15 protein-coding genes and 1 rRNA gene are annotated in these 13,713 nt (G+C 64.1%); 5 read left to right on the top strand and 11 right to left on the bottom strand.

Features of this window, described 5'->3' with window-relative positions:
- A 5S ribosomal RNA gene (rrf, locus tag DNK34_RS25950) occupies positions 1-79 on the top strand; the annotation flags it as partial.
- 424 nt (positions 80-503) lie between these two features.
- Here rrf and queD read toward each other — a convergent pair.
- The 5 genes from queD to pnuC all read right to left on the bottom strand — a co-directional run bounded on the left by queD (position 504) and on the right by pnuC (position 5,257).
- Positions 504-860 (bottom strand): 6-carboxytetrahydropterin synthase QueD, encoded by a 357-nt coding sequence (gene queD / locus DNK34_RS01600; RefSeq protein WP_131174082.1) that lies wholly within the window; start codon positions 858-860, stop codon positions 504-506.
- A 68-nt stretch (positions 861-928) separates the two neighbouring features.
- A complete protein-coding gene (locus DNK34_RS01595) occupies positions 929-2,071 on the bottom strand; it encodes a catalase family protein (protein ID WP_131174083.1) in 1,143 nt (380 codons plus the stop codon).
- A gap of 29 nt (positions 2,072-2,100) precedes the next feature.
- The gene (locus DNK34_RS01590; RefSeq protein WP_131174084.1) at positions 2,101-3,984 is read right to left on the bottom strand and encodes a di-heme-cytochrome C peroxidase; all 1,884 of its coding nucleotides are present in this window, start codon (positions 3,982-3,984) and stop codon (positions 2,101-2,103) included.
- Positions 3,985-4,163: 179 nt separating this feature from the next.
- Positions 4,164-4,694 carry an AAA family ATPase gene (locus DNK34_RS01585; RefSeq protein ID WP_131174085.1) on the bottom strand — a complete coding sequence of 177 codons (531 nt, stop codon included), beginning with the start codon at positions 4,692-4,694 and terminating at the stop codon, positions 4,164-4,166.
- Positions 4,691-5,257, bottom strand: coding sequence for a nicotinamide riboside transporter PnuC (pnuC, locus tag DNK34_RS01580; RefSeq protein WP_131174086.1), 567 nt, complete (start codon positions 5,255-5,257; stop codon positions 4,691-4,693). Before pnuC ends, DNK34_RS01585 begins: the two co-directional genes overlap by 4 nt.
- A 259-nt stretch (positions 5,258-5,516) precedes the next feature.
- On the opposite strand from pnuC, the gene DNK34_RS01575 reads away from it, so the two are divergent.
- Both DNK34_RS01575 and DNK34_RS01570 read left to right on the top strand, forming a co-directional pair.
- A complete protein-coding gene (locus DNK34_RS01575; protein WP_131174087.1) occupies positions 5,517-6,347 on the top strand; it encodes an undecaprenyl-diphosphate phosphatase in 831 nt (276 codons plus the stop codon).
- A 34-nt stretch (positions 6,348-6,381) separates the two neighbouring features.
- On the top strand, positions 6,382-7,104 hold the full coding sequence (locus DNK34_RS01570; protein WP_131174088.1) for a DUF1294 domain-containing protein: 723 nt from the start codon (positions 6,382-6,384) through the stop codon (positions 7,102-7,104).
- On the opposite strand, the gene DNK34_RS01565 is transcribed toward DNK34_RS01570, so the two are convergent.
- From DNK34_RS01565 to DNK34_RS01555, 3 genes are read right to left on the bottom strand one after another with little or no spacing between them, the layout of a single operon-like run.
- A complete protein-coding gene (locus DNK34_RS01565; protein WP_131174089.1) occupies positions 7,099-7,452 on the bottom strand; it encodes an MmcQ/YjbR family DNA-binding protein in 354 nt (117 codons plus the stop codon). The two genes, DNK34_RS01570 and DNK34_RS01565, sit on opposite strands and share 6 nt — an antisense overlap.
- Positions 7,449-8,648: an MFS transporter gene (locus tag DNK34_RS01560; RefSeq protein WP_131174090.1), complete on the bottom strand. Its 1,200-nt coding sequence runs from the start codon at positions 8,646-8,648 to the stop codon at positions 7,449-7,451. The genes DNK34_RS01565 and DNK34_RS01560 overlap by 4 nt, the downstream gene beginning before the upstream one ends.
- Positions 8,645-9,622: a LysR substrate-binding domain-containing protein gene (locus tag DNK34_RS01555; protein WP_131174091.1), complete on the bottom strand. Its 978-nt coding sequence runs from the start codon at positions 9,620-9,622 to the stop codon at positions 8,645-8,647. The genes DNK34_RS01560 and DNK34_RS01555 overlap by 4 nt, the downstream gene beginning before the upstream one ends.
- A 146-nt stretch (positions 9,623-9,768) precedes the next feature.
- Between DNK34_RS01555 and DNK34_RS01550 the strand changes: the two genes are divergently transcribed.
- Positions 9,769-10,377, top strand: a complete 609-nt coding sequence (locus tag DNK34_RS01550; protein WP_131174092.1) for an FMN-dependent NADH-azoreductase — start codon at positions 9,769-9,771, stop codon at positions 10,375-10,377.
- A gap of 114 nt (positions 10,378-10,491) precedes the next feature.
- Complete coding sequence (locus DNK34_RS01545; RefSeq protein WP_131174093.1) at positions 10,492-11,271, top strand: dienelactone hydrolase family protein; 780 nt, start codon at positions 10,492-10,494, stop codon at positions 11,269-11,271.
- Between the two features lie 40 nt (positions 11,272-11,311).
- Here the strand turns inward: DNK34_RS01545 and DNK34_RS01540 are convergent, their stop codons facing one another.
- The 3 genes from DNK34_RS01540 to DNK34_RS01530 all read right to left on the bottom strand — a co-directional run bounded on the left by DNK34_RS01540 (position 11,312) and on the right by DNK34_RS01530 (position 13,514).
- Positions 11,312-12,097: a DUF4394 domain-containing protein gene (locus DNK34_RS01540; protein WP_131174094.1), complete on the bottom strand. Its 786-nt coding sequence runs from the start codon at positions 12,095-12,097 to the stop codon at positions 11,312-11,314.
- Between the two features lie 167 nt (positions 12,098-12,264).
- On the bottom strand, positions 12,265-12,969 hold the full coding sequence (locus tag DNK34_RS01535; RefSeq protein WP_131174095.1) for an anti-sigma factor: 705 nt from the start codon (positions 12,967-12,969) through the stop codon (positions 12,265-12,267).
- Positions 12,966-13,514, bottom strand: coding sequence for a sigma-70 family RNA polymerase sigma factor (locus DNK34_RS01530; protein WP_131174096.1), 549 nt, complete (start codon positions 13,512-13,514; stop codon positions 12,966-12,968). The genes DNK34_RS01535 and DNK34_RS01530 overlap by 4 nt, the downstream gene beginning before the upstream one ends.
- Positions 13,515-13,713: the final 199 nt, after the last annotated feature.

Genomic DNA, 13,713 nt, shown 5'->3' with positions numbered 1-13,713 from the left:
TCCCGAACTCAGTAGTGAAACGACGCATCGCCGATGGTAGTGTGGGGTTTCCCCATGTGAGAGTAGGTCATCGTCAAGCTTCTACCAGAAACCCCAGATCTCGACAGAGGTCTGGGGTTTCGTCTTTTGGGGGCGGGGAAATGGGGTGCCCGGCTCAGCTGGAAGGTGGGCGAGTGGGGGAGCTGGCATAGTTCCCGGGTATCGCGGTGCTCAACCCGGGCTACCACCGTGCTCTAACCCGTTGACTGCTACAGAGCCCGACATTTTAGCCCGTAGCCCGGGTTGAGCGAAGCGATACCCGGGAAAGCAGGCGCAGTTTGAGTGGCGACTTATTCAGCCCGGATCAATAAGCCGGCTGTAGATAGTGTTCAGGGTTTATGCGCATGAAGACGCGCCTGTGGGCCGGCGACAGCCTCTCTATACGATAAGCAATTGAACACGAAAACCCGCACGAAGCGGGTTTTGCGAGGAACCTGTAGCGATGCAGGTTTGTCGGCCGCTATTCAGTCGCCGCGATACTCGCAGCCGCTGCTGCAGGTCTCGTGGATCCGGATACGCGACAGCTCGGGCAGCAGAGGTTTGAGTTGCTGCCAGACCCATTTGACGATGACTTCGCTGGTCGGGTTTTCCAGGCCGGGGATGTCGTTGAGGTAGTTGTGGTCGAGCTGCTCGTAGATGGGCTTGAAGATGGCCTTTATCTCCGAGAAGTCGCGAATCCAGCCGGTATGCGGGTCGACTTCCCCCTCGATATACACCGCGATGCGGAACGAGTGGCCGTGCAGGCGTCCGCATTTATGGCCTGCGGGCACATGGGGGAGGCGGTGGGCGGCTTCGAAGATGAATTCTTTGAACAGTTCCAAGACAGCTCTCTTTACGTACAGGACGAACAGGCTGCGATTTTAGCAGCCTGTCGCTCCTGATAGGCGAATCACTGCCCGCTGGCGGCGTTTCGCTCGTGCCGATAGACGCTCACCGCTTCGTACACGGCCTTGCGCAGACGATTGATGCCGCCGATGGGACGGTGCTCCGGCAACGCATGCCAGGGGTTGAATGCCAGGTTGTCGCAGAGCAGGTTCTGCTGTGCGCTGTCGAAGTCCTGGGCGGGGAGACGGATGTCGGCCACTGTCTCGAAGGGGGAAATGGATTCGTCCCACTCCACGCTGGGGTCTTCTATCGGCATGTAGTAGTCCGGGTTCTGCCGTTGTACCTGCAGGGCGAAGCAGGCGGGCACGCGGTCGAGGGACAGTTGCTGATACAGCGCGCTGCGCAGGAAGTTGGGCAGTCCGGTATTCGGTGTGGCGACGGTATAGCTCGGGCAATTCTCCGGCGCGGGAATGACCCTGTACTTGATGTTATGCGGCCCCAGCTTGAACGGTGCGATGGAGTTGTAGGTGTTTTCCACCGGGCTCTGTGGCGCTGGTGAAAGGGTTTTCAGGGCGATGATCAGGTGACGGATTTCCCAACTGCGTGGGTCCCAGCTGGGGAAGAAGGCCAGCACTTTCTTGCCATCGGCCTGGGCGGCGAAATTGCTTTTGTATTCAGCCACGTCACGTACGAAAAAGACCGGATGATTGAACATCACGAAGTCCTGTTCCTGGCTGTTTCGAGGGCTGTTCAGCAGCTTGGCGCCCGGTACCTCGAGTAGTTTGATGGCCATGCCGCGGGCATCGCGCACCCGGTCGAACTGGGGATAGGCGTTACCGTTGGAAAGGCGCATCCAGGCCTGCCAGGTTTTTCCCGGCTCGCTGAACACGCCGTGGCGCAGGTCGCTGTCCAGGTCGGGCTGCACGGTGACTTCGGCCCTGACGCAGCCATGGGCCTTGGCATGGGCATCGCGCAGCACACGGGTGTTTTCGCGGTGTTGCTCGACCACGCGTATGGCATCTTCGATGATGCCCTGGGTATAGGCCGCTTCGTTCGCGGGGATCTGCTCCTCGCTGGAGACGGGGCCGGAGAACTTCCAGCTGTAATAGGCGCTGCCGATCCCCCAGCCGCCCAGTCCGATGACCAGCAGGACGAGCATGAGCTTGCCGAGCAGGCGCCCCAGCCACAGCCAGAATCGTTTAAGCATCGATGACTCCTTGTTCGACGAGTAATGGTTCAGTGGGACAGGCCTTGGCAGTATTGTCCGGGGCTCCAGGGCTTGGCTGCGACCTTGCTAAGCTGTTCTTCCAGTTGTCTATTGCCCAGCACTTTCAGGTACTCGACCAGGGCCCAGCGCTCTTCGGGTTGCAGGGCGCGGCCAATGACGCCGTCATTGCGGCAACCGTCGCGGAATTCGTGGCCACCGTTGCCGTTGCCCTTGATGCTGGTATCGAGCAGGAAGCCGCCGGGAAACTTGTCGCCGACGAAGCCCACGTGTTTCGGGTCGAATTCGAAGTTGCCGGCCCAGAAGCGCGCCGGCCGCTCGGGAACCGGCGACAGCAGGTGGAACAGGGTCGGCACCGAACCGTTGTGCAGGAACGGCGCGGTGGCCCAGATGCCATCGAGCGGACGCGCCTTGTAGCCACGGATTTCCTGAACGCCGATCGGCAGGCCATAGCCATCCATGACCTTGCGCTGTTCTGGCGCTATGCCGGCATCACGGTAGGCGCGTTCCTCGACATAGGCGGTGATGTAGGCCAGCCCCTTGGCGCTGGAGATCGAGCGTATGTCGACCTGATCCAGGTTCGAGCCGAACAGACGTACATCGAGCTTGGCGAGTTCGCTCTTGTTCCAGCCCAGCTTGCTGAGGTCGAAGCGGTGGTCGGCGATATTGTCGGCCGTACCCGGATCGGTACCGACGATCGACGTGGGGATGACCCGCATGTGCCACTCGGGATCGCGATCCGGGGCGAAGCGTTTGTCCGGCGGGGTGGGGTGTGGCGCATGGCAGTGCGCGCAGTTCTCCTTGAACAGGGCGCGGCCCTGGCTGGCCAGGCGCCTATCGATCTTGCCGAGAACCTCTTCGGGCCAGGCCGGAGGTCGCAGGTGCTTCAGCGTCTCTTCGAGGGTATAGAGATCCGTGAGCCGCACGCTGGAGGCGTAGCGCTGATCTTCGGCGACGCCCTGGCCCTTGGCATCGAGCAGGTGCAGGGTGGCGCCGACCCCCAGCGCCTCGCCGATATTGCGTGCCATGGGCTGCATGGCCGAGCCGTTCCACTGCACCCAGTCGAATTTCCAGATATCCCAGAGGTGGGGGTAGCTGACGGGGGCATCGGCCACCCGGTAATTGCTCGCATCGATGCTGTCGCCGAAGGTGGTGTTGGCGATGCGGCCGAAGGCATCGGTGCGGCCGAAACCTTCTTCGGTGGGGTACAGGCCGCGGTGCCAGTCGTTGTAGGCGGTGCCGAGCAGGCGATCGAGGACTTCCTTGAACTCGCCGCGCAGGGTGTCGCGCTCTTCGGCATAGCGATCACCGAGTACTGCCTTGGCGAAGCGGCGAAACTTCAGCGGGTTGTAATAGGTGAACGCCATGCTCATGCCCAGGGCCTGGCCGAAGCTACCGCCGCGGACGGTGGGAACGGTGGAGGCCAGCGAATGCAGGGCGGCGCCGCCATCGATGCGCACCGCCTGGCCGCGGTAGCGCAACTCGCCGGTATGACAGGCGGCGCAGGTGATATCCAGGTACTGGACGCCGCTTTCATCGTCCTCGTGACGGGCGAAACCGACCGGCAGGTTACCCGGGTTGAGTGCGCTCGGTTGCTGGTTCGGGTCGACGAGGAAGCCGAAGCGCGCCAGGTAATCGGGGGTGGCGAATCTTGCCTTGCTCAAGGGCAGTTCCAGGGCCGTGAACCAGTCGTATTGCAGCCCTTTTACCCGGGTGCCCTGGGGCGTGTAGTAGTAGGTCTGGCGCTGCGCGTCACTCCACTGTTCCAGGTAGTGCAGGTGCTCGGGCTTCTGGTAGCTCGGCAGGTTCGGCCTGGCGATGTAATACAGGGCGATCAGAAGCACTGCGGATAACAACAGGAGAAGTCCCAGCAGGACACGGCGAATCAGGCGCATCGGATACGTCCTTGTAGCATTTTCTTGGTGTTGCCCTTTATGCCTAGCGCCAGCACTGCTGGCAAGATGCCAGAGGCTTTTTATCCCTGTTTTTTGTGTGGCTGGCCATTCCCGTCATCCCTGGCGGCCATCCTGCGGTCTGTCGCGAACGGCTCCCGGCCGTTTTGCGAGGTGAACGACTAGTGCGACTGCTTCAGCCATTGCCGGGTTACGGCCAGTACGCGGTCGCGCCGCTGCTGCCAATCGCCAGCGATACGCTGCAGAGGCTGTCGGTGTCCGACCAGCCAGTCCTCACAGGCCCGGTGAAAAGCGAGGCGGGCCTGCAGTTCGGGCTGGCAGCGCTGGCCGTCGTCGACCCAGTCCACGCCGCGTGGGTCGAGCAGCAGGTGCAGGCCGTATTCGCGCTGCAGCAGGGCCTGTTCGATCCAGGCCGGACAGTCGCCAAACAGGATGCGGCTCCACAGCATATTGCTCAACAGGTGGGTGTCGAGAATCAACAGGGCCGGCTGGGTCGCGCGCGCGGCATCTTCCCAGGCGAGTTGCCCGCTGGCGATGGTGGGGATGTCGGCGTAGCAGGTGTCGCGCTGCTGACTGTCGATGAAGTGGCGCACGTACTCGCCGACCAGGAGGCCACCGAACGCGTTCCGCACTTCAGCGGCCAGCCAGCTCTTGCCGCTGGATTCCGGGCCGGTCAGGACCAGGACTTTCATCGCGCGGGCAGGGCGAGGTCACGTCGCCAGGACAGCCAGCCGTTGCAGGCCAGCAAGGTGAACAGGGCATAGAGCGCTGCCGTGAGGTAAAGCCCTTGATCGAGGAACAGGACGACGAACAGCAGGTCGAGGACGATCCACAGAGGCCAGCATTGCAGGCGTTTTTTCGCCATCCACAGTTGGGCCACCAGGCTGAAGGCACACAGGGTCGCGTCCTGCCAGGGCGCGGCGGCATCGGTGTAGCGCGCCATCAGATAGCCCAGCAGCAAGGCGCCCAGCAGGCCCGCCGCCAGTCCGCCGAGGGTCTGCGCCAGGTCGAGGCGTGATACGCGCAAGCCCTGTTGCGGCAGGTCGCGGCGTGTCCAGTGCCACCAGCCATAGAGCTGGAGCCCGGCATAGACGAGCTGCAGCAGCATATTGGAATAGAGCTTGCCTTGGAAAAATACCCAGCCGTAGAGCACGACCATGACCAGGCCGACAGGCCAGCACCAGGGGTTCTGCCTGACCGTCAGCCAGACTGCGATAAGGCCGAGCAGGGAGGCGCAGACTTCGAGCAGCGACATAGGGCTCCGAGGATGGGGATGGCGGCGGCACATTCTAGCGACCGGACATGAGCGCGTCTTGTCTCGTGGGTATTCTGCGGACAGCGCGCTTGTACTGATCTTTTGATAGCATTTTGAAATTGAATGGGTACGGCTTTATAACTGCCGCTTTTTTCAGCTGTTCTGGAACCTCCCTGGATCGCTCCAGTCCGAGAATCATTCACTTTCGGCCAGCCCGACTGGCGCATGCACGGTGCGTTACGTACCCCTAGGAGTTCTGATGGATAGTTGGGTCGCCTTTCAGGCGCTGATCCTGGGCATTGTCGAGGGCCTTACCGAATTCCTGCCGATTTCCAGCACCGGTCACCTGATCGTGGTCGGCGACCTGCTCGAGTTCAACGGCGAGCGGGCCACGGCCTTCAAGATCATCATCCAGCTGGGCGCCATCCTGGCGGTCATGTGGGAGTTCCGCCAGCGCATCATAGCTGTCGCCTCGGGCATCGGCAGCGATCCCATGGCGCGCCGGTTCACGCTCAACGTGCTGGTGGCCTTCATCCCTGCCATCGTCCTCGGGCTGCTGTTCGCCGACCTGATCGAACACTGGCTGTTCAATCCGATCACCGTGAGCGCGGCGCTGATCATCGGTGGGGTGGTGATGATCTGGGCCGAGAAGCGTCAGCACCGCATCGTCGCCGAGACCGTGGACGACATGGACTGGAAGCTCGCGCTCAAGGTCGGCTTCGCCCAATGCCTGGCGCTGATTCCCGGTACTTCGCGCTCCGGCTCGACGATCATCGGCGGCCTGCTGTTCGGCTTGTCGCGCAAGGCGGCCACCGAGTTCTCCTTCTTTCTGGCAATGCCCACCATGGTCGCTGCCACGGTCTATTCGCTGTACAAGTACCGCGATATCCTGCAGTGGGATGACCTGCCGATGTTCGCCATTGGTTTCGTCACCACCTTTATCGTCGCCATGCTGACGGTGCGGGCGCTGCTGGTATTCATCGCCAATCACAGTTATGCCGTATTCGCCTGGTATCGCATCGCCTTCGGCCTGTTGATCCTGGCGACCTGGCAATTCGATCTGATCGACTGGAGCACCGCCGAGGGCTGATCGCCTCTCGCGTACAGGGACGAACGTGCAGACAATGGAACAATCCGGACGGCTGAAAAGCTGGAACGACGACAAGGGCTTCGGCTTCATTCAGCCCGCTGGCGGCGGTGAACAGGTGTTCGCGCATATTTCGGTGGTGCATGGTGAGCGACGGCCACGTACCGGCGATCAGGTGCTGTTCGTGCCCTCCCGGGATGGACAGGGGCGATTACGCGCCGAGCACTTGCGCCTGGCCGGGGAACTGGTGCTGGATCGACCGCAGATCCGGGTGAAGAGTGCCGGCAAGCCTGGGCAGCCGCCACGCACGCGCCTGGATAAACCACGTGCCCGCTTGCCTGGACGCGCCCAGGGCCCGGTGCGCAACCTCGCCGCCAAACTGGTGCTGCTGGGCGCTTTGTGCAGCCTGCCGTTGTTCGGCTCGCTGCGCTGGCTGTTCGAACTGCAGATCGTCTGGCCGCTGGTACTCTATCCCCTGGCCAGCGTCCTGTGCTTCGTCCTCTACTGGAACGATAAGGCCAGCGCGCTTGCGGGGCGCCAGCGAATTCCCGAGAAACACCTGCATCTGGTCGAGTTGCTGGGCGGCTGGCCTGGCGCTCTGCTGGGGCAGCAGGTGTTTCGCCACAAGACGCGCAAGCTGTCCTATCAGGCGCTGTTCTGGTTGATCGTGGCTGCGCATCAGCTGTTCTGGCTCGATGAGTGGCTGCTCTCCGGCAAGTACCTGGGCCACTGGTTGCATGCCTTGCCGGCCCTGCTATAGGTCGAGCAGCAGGCTGACCTGTTGCCGCTTGGGCAGGCGCCGCACCACCAGTTGATGGGAGCGGGTGATCAGCTCGCGCAGCTCGGCGTCGCCCATTGGCGGTTGGCTGGCGTTCATGCTGATCCAGTGGGCGCGGGCCAGATAAGGCGCCGGACGGACTCCAGGGCGATCCGTGTAGCCGAGGAACAGGCTGTCATCGACCTTGAAGGCCAGGTTGTCGCCGAGAAAGTTGAGGATGGCGAACATCTTGTTGTGCGCCACCGAGAACACCTGGTTGCTGCCCCATTTGAAGTCCAGGCGGGCGCCAGGCAGTTGCAGGCAGAAAGCGGCGATTTCTTCCGGGGTCATGGTCGCGCCTCTCGTGGCCGCTCGGCTCTGCGCAGCAGCAACAGGCTCAGGCCGAGGCCGAGCAGGGCGAGCAGGCCCGCTGCGAGGAAGACCGCTGCGTAGTCGTAGGCACTGGCGATCATGCCCATCAGCGGGCCGGCAATGCCCAGGGCAAGATCGAAGAACAGGGCATAGGCGCCCAGTGCGGAGCTGCGGCTGGCGGCGGGAATGTTGGCGATGGCCTCGACGCCGAGCGCCGGATACACCAGGGACAGGCCGAAACCGGTCAGGGCGGCGCCGCACAGTGCCAGGGTCGGATGCGGCGCCAACCAGAGCAGGAGCAGGCCAAGGGTTTCTATCGCCAGGCAGATGGTCGCCACGCGGTAGCCGCCACGGCGTTCGATGGTGCCGGCGAACAGCAGGCGCGCCACGATGAAGGCGCAGCCGAACGCACTCAGGCAGTAGGCCGCGTGCGCCCAGCCGAGGCTGGCGTAATAGAGGGTGACGAAGGTGGCCAGGGTACCGAAGCCGATCGAACCCAGGGCCAGGGCCACGCCATTGGGCGCAATGGCCAGGAACACGTTGTGAAAGGGCAGACGCTTGCCCTGGATGACTGGGATGGCCGGTTTGCCCTGGGCCAGCCAAAGGGCGCCAGCGCTGAGCAGGGTGATCGCGCAACCGATGCTCCACAGGCCGAGTGTGGCGGCCATGACGACCCCCAGCGGAGCACCCACGGCAATGGCGCCATAAGAGGCGATGCCATTCCAGGAAATCACCCGGGCGGTGTTCTGCGCGCCGACGCGGCCGATGCCCCAGGTAATCGAGCCCGTGCCGATCAGCGCCTGGGAGACGCCCAGTGCCACCCGCCCAACCAGCAGCAGACCAAGGCCGACGTCGCTCGACAAGCCATGCAGACTGGTTGCACCCAGGGTCAGCAGGCCGCTGGCGACGCTACCGGCCAGGCCGTAGCTGACCGCGCGCTTGGGCCCGATGCGATCGATCAGCACACCGGTGATGGGACGTGAGATCAGCGTGACCAGATACTGCAGGCTGATGACCAGGCCGGCCATGACCGAGCCATAGCCCAGGTCGTTGAGCACGAAGCCCGGCAGCACGGCGAGGGGCAGGCCGACACAGAGAAAACCGATGAAGGTGAAGATCACCACGCCGAGAATCTGCGCGGTCTTGCCGGTTGCGTAGGCCTGGCGGGCGCTCATCGAGAAACCTGGTCGGGAGGGGGACGCCGGCCATCATCGCCCAGCGCAACGGACAAGGAAAGTCCGCAGGGTTGAAACAGCCCGCCGTGCTCGCGGGATTGGCTCAGGTGCTCGATCCAGGCGCGCACCGCGGGCAACATGCCGCGCCGGTGCGGGTACACCGCCTGCAGGTGGCCACCCGGCAGCTCCCAGTCCGGCAGCAGGCGCAGCAGCCGGCCATCGTCGAGTTCCTGCTGACAGTGCATCTGCGGCAGCATGGAGAAGCCCAGGCCGAGCAGGGCCGCTTCTTTGCGGATCTCGAAGTCCTCGATGCTCAGGCGAGCTTCCAGCACCACGTCGCGGCGGCTGCCATCGATATGCTTGAGCCGTTGATGGATGCGTCGATCGCTGTCCACGGCGCCGAGTGCCGGCAGCCGTTGCAGATCCTCCGGTGTGTCGATGGCGATCCCGGCCACCAGTGCCGGGGCCGCGATCAGATACGCCGCTGCGGGGCTCAGTTGGCGGCTGATCAGGGACGGGTCTTCATCGCCCTGCTCGCGGACACGCAGGGCGACATCGATGCCTTCGTTGAGCAGATCGACGCGGCGGTTGCTCAGCACGACTTCCAATTGCACCAGTGGGTAGCGCAGCAGGAAGCTGGTGACGACCTGGTTCAGGCCTGTCCGCGCCAACTCGTTGGGGCAGGACACGCGAATTCTCCCGCGCGGCTCATTGCTCAGGGAGGCCACGGCCTCTTCCGCCTGCTCGGCCTCCAGCAGCATCGCCTGGCAATGGCGCAGGTAGCGCTCGCCCACCTCGGTCAGCGCCAGCTTGCGGGTGGTGCGCTGCAGCAGGCGAACACCGAGACGCGCCTCCAGTTCGGCGATGCGGCGCGACAGGCGTGACTTGGGGATGCCCAGGCGCCGTCCGGCAGCGGCGAAACCGCCGTGTTCGACCACCTTGGCGAAGTACATCAGGTCATTGAGATCCGGCATGAGGGGGTCCGCAGCGAGGAGGGGCATTACCTGTGATCGTTCTGCCAGTGGAACGTATCATCGCATTTTTACCGACTAATCGGCGTTTGTCTTCACCAGTAGGATGAGCCGCATCGTACCGATCACCATTCAAGGAACCGTCCGTCATGAAACTTCTGCATCTCGATTCCAGCATCCTCGGCGATGCCTCCGCTTCTCGCCAACTCAGCGCCGCCCTGGTCGATGCCTGGAAGAGCCGGGAGACTGGCGTGCAGGTCACCTACCGCGACCTGGCCAGCGATGCGCTGAGCCACCTGTCTGCCGCCAGCCTGCTGGCCGCTGGTACACCCGAGCAATTGCGCGATGCCGCCCAGGCCCATGAAGTGGCGCTGGCCGAAGCGACCCTCGAGGAATTCCTCGCGGCGGATGCGCTGGTCATCGGCGCGCCGATGTACAACTTCACCATCCCGACCCAGCTCAAGGCGTGGATCGATCGTATCGCCATCGCCGGCAAGACCTTCGCCTACGATGAGAACGGTCCGAAAGGCCTGGCGGGCGGCAAGAAAGTGGTCATCGTTTCCACCGCCGGCGGTATTCATGCCGGTCAGCCCAGCGGGCAGGCCCATGAAGATTATCTGATCCTGGTACTGCGCTTTCTGGGCATCACCGATATCGAGGTGGTTCGCGCCGAAGGCCTGGCCTATGGCGAGGAGCCGAAAGCCAGCGCACTGCGCGATGCTCGGGCGCAGATCGGCGCACTGTTCGCCAGCGCCTGAGGCGCCGGCCTTCCCGTGTGGCAGCGGCATGGGTTTCCATGCCGCCGCAAATGTGCTTTCTTGAGGCAACGGCACGCCGTGCTTGCTGGAGCACTCGTACATGGGAGTCAAACAATGAAGAAATCGCTGATACCGTTCGCGTTGCTGGGTCTGGCCGGTCTGGCCGAAGCCGGGGTAGTGGTCAAACCCGTCCCTTACGAAATCGATGGTGTGCCGTTCGAAGGCATGCTCATCTATGACGACGCCGTGACCGAGCCGCGCCCCGGGCTGCTGATGGTGCCGAACTGGATGGGCGTCAACGAGGCTTCCGCACAGAAGGCTGCCCGCGCCGCGGGTGACAAGTATGTGGTGTTCATGGCCGACATGTACGGCAAGTCCATCCGCCCGAGCAACCCCGATGAAGCCAAGGCCGCCGCAACCACTGTGCGCAGTGACCGCGCGTTGATGCGCAAGCGTGCCCAGGCCGCCGTCGAGGTGCTCAAGGCGCAGACTGCTCAGGTGGCGATCGATACCGGGAAACTGGGGGCGATCGGTTTCTGCTTCGGTGGCGGAACGATCCTGGAGCTGGCCCGCTCGGGCGCTCCGCTCAAGGCCTTCGTGTCGTTCCATGGCAATCTGGATACGCCCAACCCGGCCGATGCGCAGAACATCAAGGCGCCGGTCCTGGTGCTGCACGGTGCCGACGATCCGGCGGTGCCACAGGAACAGGTCGATGGCTTCGTGGCGGAAATGAAGGCGACCAAGGTCGATTGGCAACTGGTCAGCTATGGCGGTGCGGTGCACTCGTTCACCAACCCCCTGGCCAATACGCCCGGTAGCAACCAGTACCATCCGCTGGTGGCGACACGCGCGTTCAAGGCGATGGACAACCTGCTCGACGAGGTCTTCGAGTAGCCCGTGCGGGGAGGGCCCTAGGGCCTTCCCCGATGGCGCCCTACTTGGTGGGCAGTACGGCGATGTCGATGATGTCGGCGGGCAGATCCTCGATCTCGCCCAGGGCGCTGGCCTTGCCCGTGGCCAGGTCGATGCGGTGCAGGGTGGTTGCGCTCAGCAGGTAGGCGCTGTTGCCGCCCTTGCCATCGCTCTGGATATCCAGGGCGGCACCCGGCAGATCGTCGGCGATCTTGCCGACCACCTGCTGGATGCCGTCGTTTGGCGGGTCCTGCAGCATCAGGTTGCCGCTGGCCAGGTCCACGGTGTACAGCGCGGTGCTCTGCGTACCGGCAAAGCTGTTGCTGTAAGCACCGGCCACCACCTTGGCGGTCTTGCCCGCATAGGGCCCCTCCTTGGCATAGGCCACCTGGCCGTCGACCACCACTTCTCCGTTTTCCACATTCACCCGCAGGCTGGTGCCATCGGCCGCCAGCAGACGCAGGCGATCGGCTACCGGGTTGAAGTCGACCACGGCCTGGCCTTTACCCGGCAGCGTCTGGCTCAGCCTGGCCACGCTGCTGGCGGCGCCGCTGGCCAGATCGAGGCTGTACAACTGGCCGTCATCGCCCAGGCCGTAGAGTGCACCGTTGGCGGGGCGTACATCGATACCGCGCAATGCGCCGACGCCGCTGACCGCCATGCTGGCGGTGATGGTGCGGCTCTGCATGTCGATGCGCAGCAGCTTGCCGTCGGCGCTGAGCGCCAGCAGTTCGTCCGCGCCGGCAGTGGCGCAACCCAGCGCTGCGGTGGTGATGGCGATACCGAGCAGTTTCTTGGAGATGTTCATAAGCGTCCTCTCTTGGGTAAGGCGCGAAGGAGTCTTCGCGCTAGCGTCCAGGCGCCGTACTGAGCACCTGATAGCGATACCCACGAGATGAGCGGGTGGATGTCGGCAGACATCTCTGCTTACATTTGCCGATTCCATACGCCGCAAGGCGCCATGACCGCCGCCTTTCAGTCGAGCACCGCCATGACTGCGCGGCCGATGTACAAGACTTCGCCTGTCGGTCTGTCGAGTGGCGAGCCCCCGGCTGGCTCCAGGGTCAGCTCGAACAGTTGCCCGGCCTGCACCGCGCCGATCTGCCGTGGCGACAGCGCCAGGCGCTTGCCCGGCTCGACCAGGCCCAGGGAGCGTGGGCCCTCGGCCGGGTCGATGAGGGTCCAGAACTGCACGGAGCGGTTCGTGGCGACCTGATCCTGGCGCAGTGGTTCCAGCAGCAAGCCGCCATCGCTATCGATATGCACCACCCAGCCTGGCGCCGCGGCCTCGCCCGGTGGCTGCAACACGGCGGTGTAGGTCGTGGCGGGCGTGTCCTGGCTCCAGGGCAGCGGCAACAGGGCGATGATCAGCAGCACGGCCAGCGCCGCGCTGGTCAGGCGCCAGGCGGTCAGGCTCGACCACCAGGCCTGCCAGGCGTTGGCCTGTTGCTGCAGGTTCAGGCTCTGTTGCAGGCGCGGCCAGAGCCCGGGGGAGGGCGCGCAGGGCTCGAGCCTGTCGCTCAGCTCCAGCAGGTGCTGTTCCCACTCAAGGGCCATGGCCGCGGCTTGCGGGTCGCGTTCGATCAGTTCCGCGACCTCACGGGCCTGATCCGGCTCCAGCAGGCCGAGGACGTATTCGCCGATGAGTGCACGGCGTTCTGCGGGGTCGGTGCTGATCATCGTTGCAAACACTCCTGCAGGGCACGCAGACCGCTGCGGATGCGCCCTTTGATGGTACCCAGCGGCGTGGTCAGGCGAGTCGCGATCTGTTCATGGGTCAGGCCACGGTAGAACGCCAGCAGAATGGGATGGCGCCGTGGCCGCTCGAGGTTCTGCAGGCAACTGCGCAGGTGACGCTTGTCCGCCTGCCGTTCGTGCTGCTGGGCGGCCGAGAGGCTGTCGTCGACCAGGTGCTCGGCGATGTCGTCATCCAGCTCTACCGTCCGTCCCCGCTGGCGCAACTGGTTCAGCGCCCGGTAGCGCAGGATGCTGTAGATCCAGGCGCGACCGCTGCCCAGCGAGCGCTGGAAACGCCCGGCATTGCGCCAGATCTGCACGAAGGCATCGTGCAGGCAGTCTTCGGCCGGGTCGCGCTGGCCGAGCAGGCTGATCGCCAGGCCGAGCATCTGTGGCGCCTCCTGGCGATACAGCGCCTGGAAGGCGCGCTCGTCCTGGCGGGCGCAGGCCTCGAGGATGCTTTCGTAATCGAACATCGGGTCAGGCATGCCGTCATCCTGTGGGCTGCGTCCTTGATGTGTCAGGGGTTATACCCGAGAGTGGCCCTGGCGGATGCATCGGGAGTGAAACAAATGTTCTCGCGTCGTGCCGGGACGGGCGGGGCAAGCGTGAAGCTGTCCTGCGCGCTGCCATCAATGGCTGAACTTGCCCGCGCGGGCCACAGTCTATGCTGCTTATCGTCAGGAG

This window comes from Phytopseudomonas dryadis, from assembly GCF_004327355.1.
Classification (GTDB): Bacteria; Pseudomonadota; Gammaproteobacteria; order Pseudomonadales; family Pseudomonadaceae; genus Aquipseudomonas; species Aquipseudomonas dryadis.
Note: the sequence above shows the minus strand (reverse complement) of the source record. Positions and strands in the feature narration are given on the sequence as shown.

Coding starts and splice junctions, on each gene's coding strand:
- DNK34_RS01595 (WP_131174083.1), bottom strand. CDS start 2,071: ATGCTTAAACGATTCTGGCTGTGGCTGGGGCGCCTGCTCGGCAAGCTC.
- DNK34_RS01530 (WP_131174096.1), bottom strand. CDS start 13,514: ATGCCTGACCCGATGTTCGATTACGAAAGCATCCTCGAGGCCTGCGCC.
- DNK34_RS01535 (WP_131174095.1), bottom strand. CDS start 12,969: ATGATCAGCACCGACCCCGCAGAACGCCGTGCACTCATCGGCGAATAC.
- DNK34_RS01545 (WP_131174093.1), top strand. CDS start 10,492: ATGAAGAAATCGCTGATACCGTTCGCGTTGCTGGGTCTGGCCGGTCTG.
- DNK34_RS01550 (WP_131174092.1), top strand. CDS start 9,769: ATGAAACTTCTGCATCTCGATTCCAGCATCCTCGGCGATGCCTCCGCT.
- DNK34_RS01540 (WP_131174094.1), bottom strand. CDS start 12,097: ATGAACATCTCCAAGAAACTGCTCGGTATCGCCATCACCACCGCAGCG.
- DNK34_RS01585 (WP_131174085.1), bottom strand. CDS start 4,694: ATGAAAGTCCTGGTCCTGACCGGCCCGGAATCCAGCGGCAAGAGCTGG.
- DNK34_RS01560 (WP_131174090.1), bottom strand. CDS start 8,648: ATGAGCGCCCGCCAGGCCTACGCAACCGGCAAGACCGCGCAGATTCTC.
- DNK34_RS01590 (WP_131174084.1), bottom strand. CDS start 3,984: ATGCGCCTGATTCGCCGTGTCCTGCTGGGACTTCTCCTGTTGTTATCC.
- pnuC (WP_131174086.1), bottom strand. CDS start 5,257: ATGTCGCTGCTCGAAGTCTGCGCCTCCCTGCTCGGCCTTATCGCAGTC.
- DNK34_RS01555 (WP_131174091.1), bottom strand. CDS start 9,622: ATGCCGGATCTCAATGACCTGATGTACTTCGCCAAGGTGGTCGAACAC.
- DNK34_RS01570 (WP_131174088.1), top strand. CDS start 6,382: ATGGAACAATCCGGACGGCTGAAAAGCTGGAACGACGACAAGGGCTTC.
- DNK34_RS01565 (WP_131174089.1), bottom strand. CDS start 7,452: ATGACCCCGGAAGAAATCGCCGCTTTCTGCCTGCAACTGCCTGGCGCC.
- DNK34_RS01575 (WP_131174087.1), top strand. CDS start 5,517: ATGGATAGTTGGGTCGCCTTTCAGGCGCTGATCCTGGGCATTGTCGAG.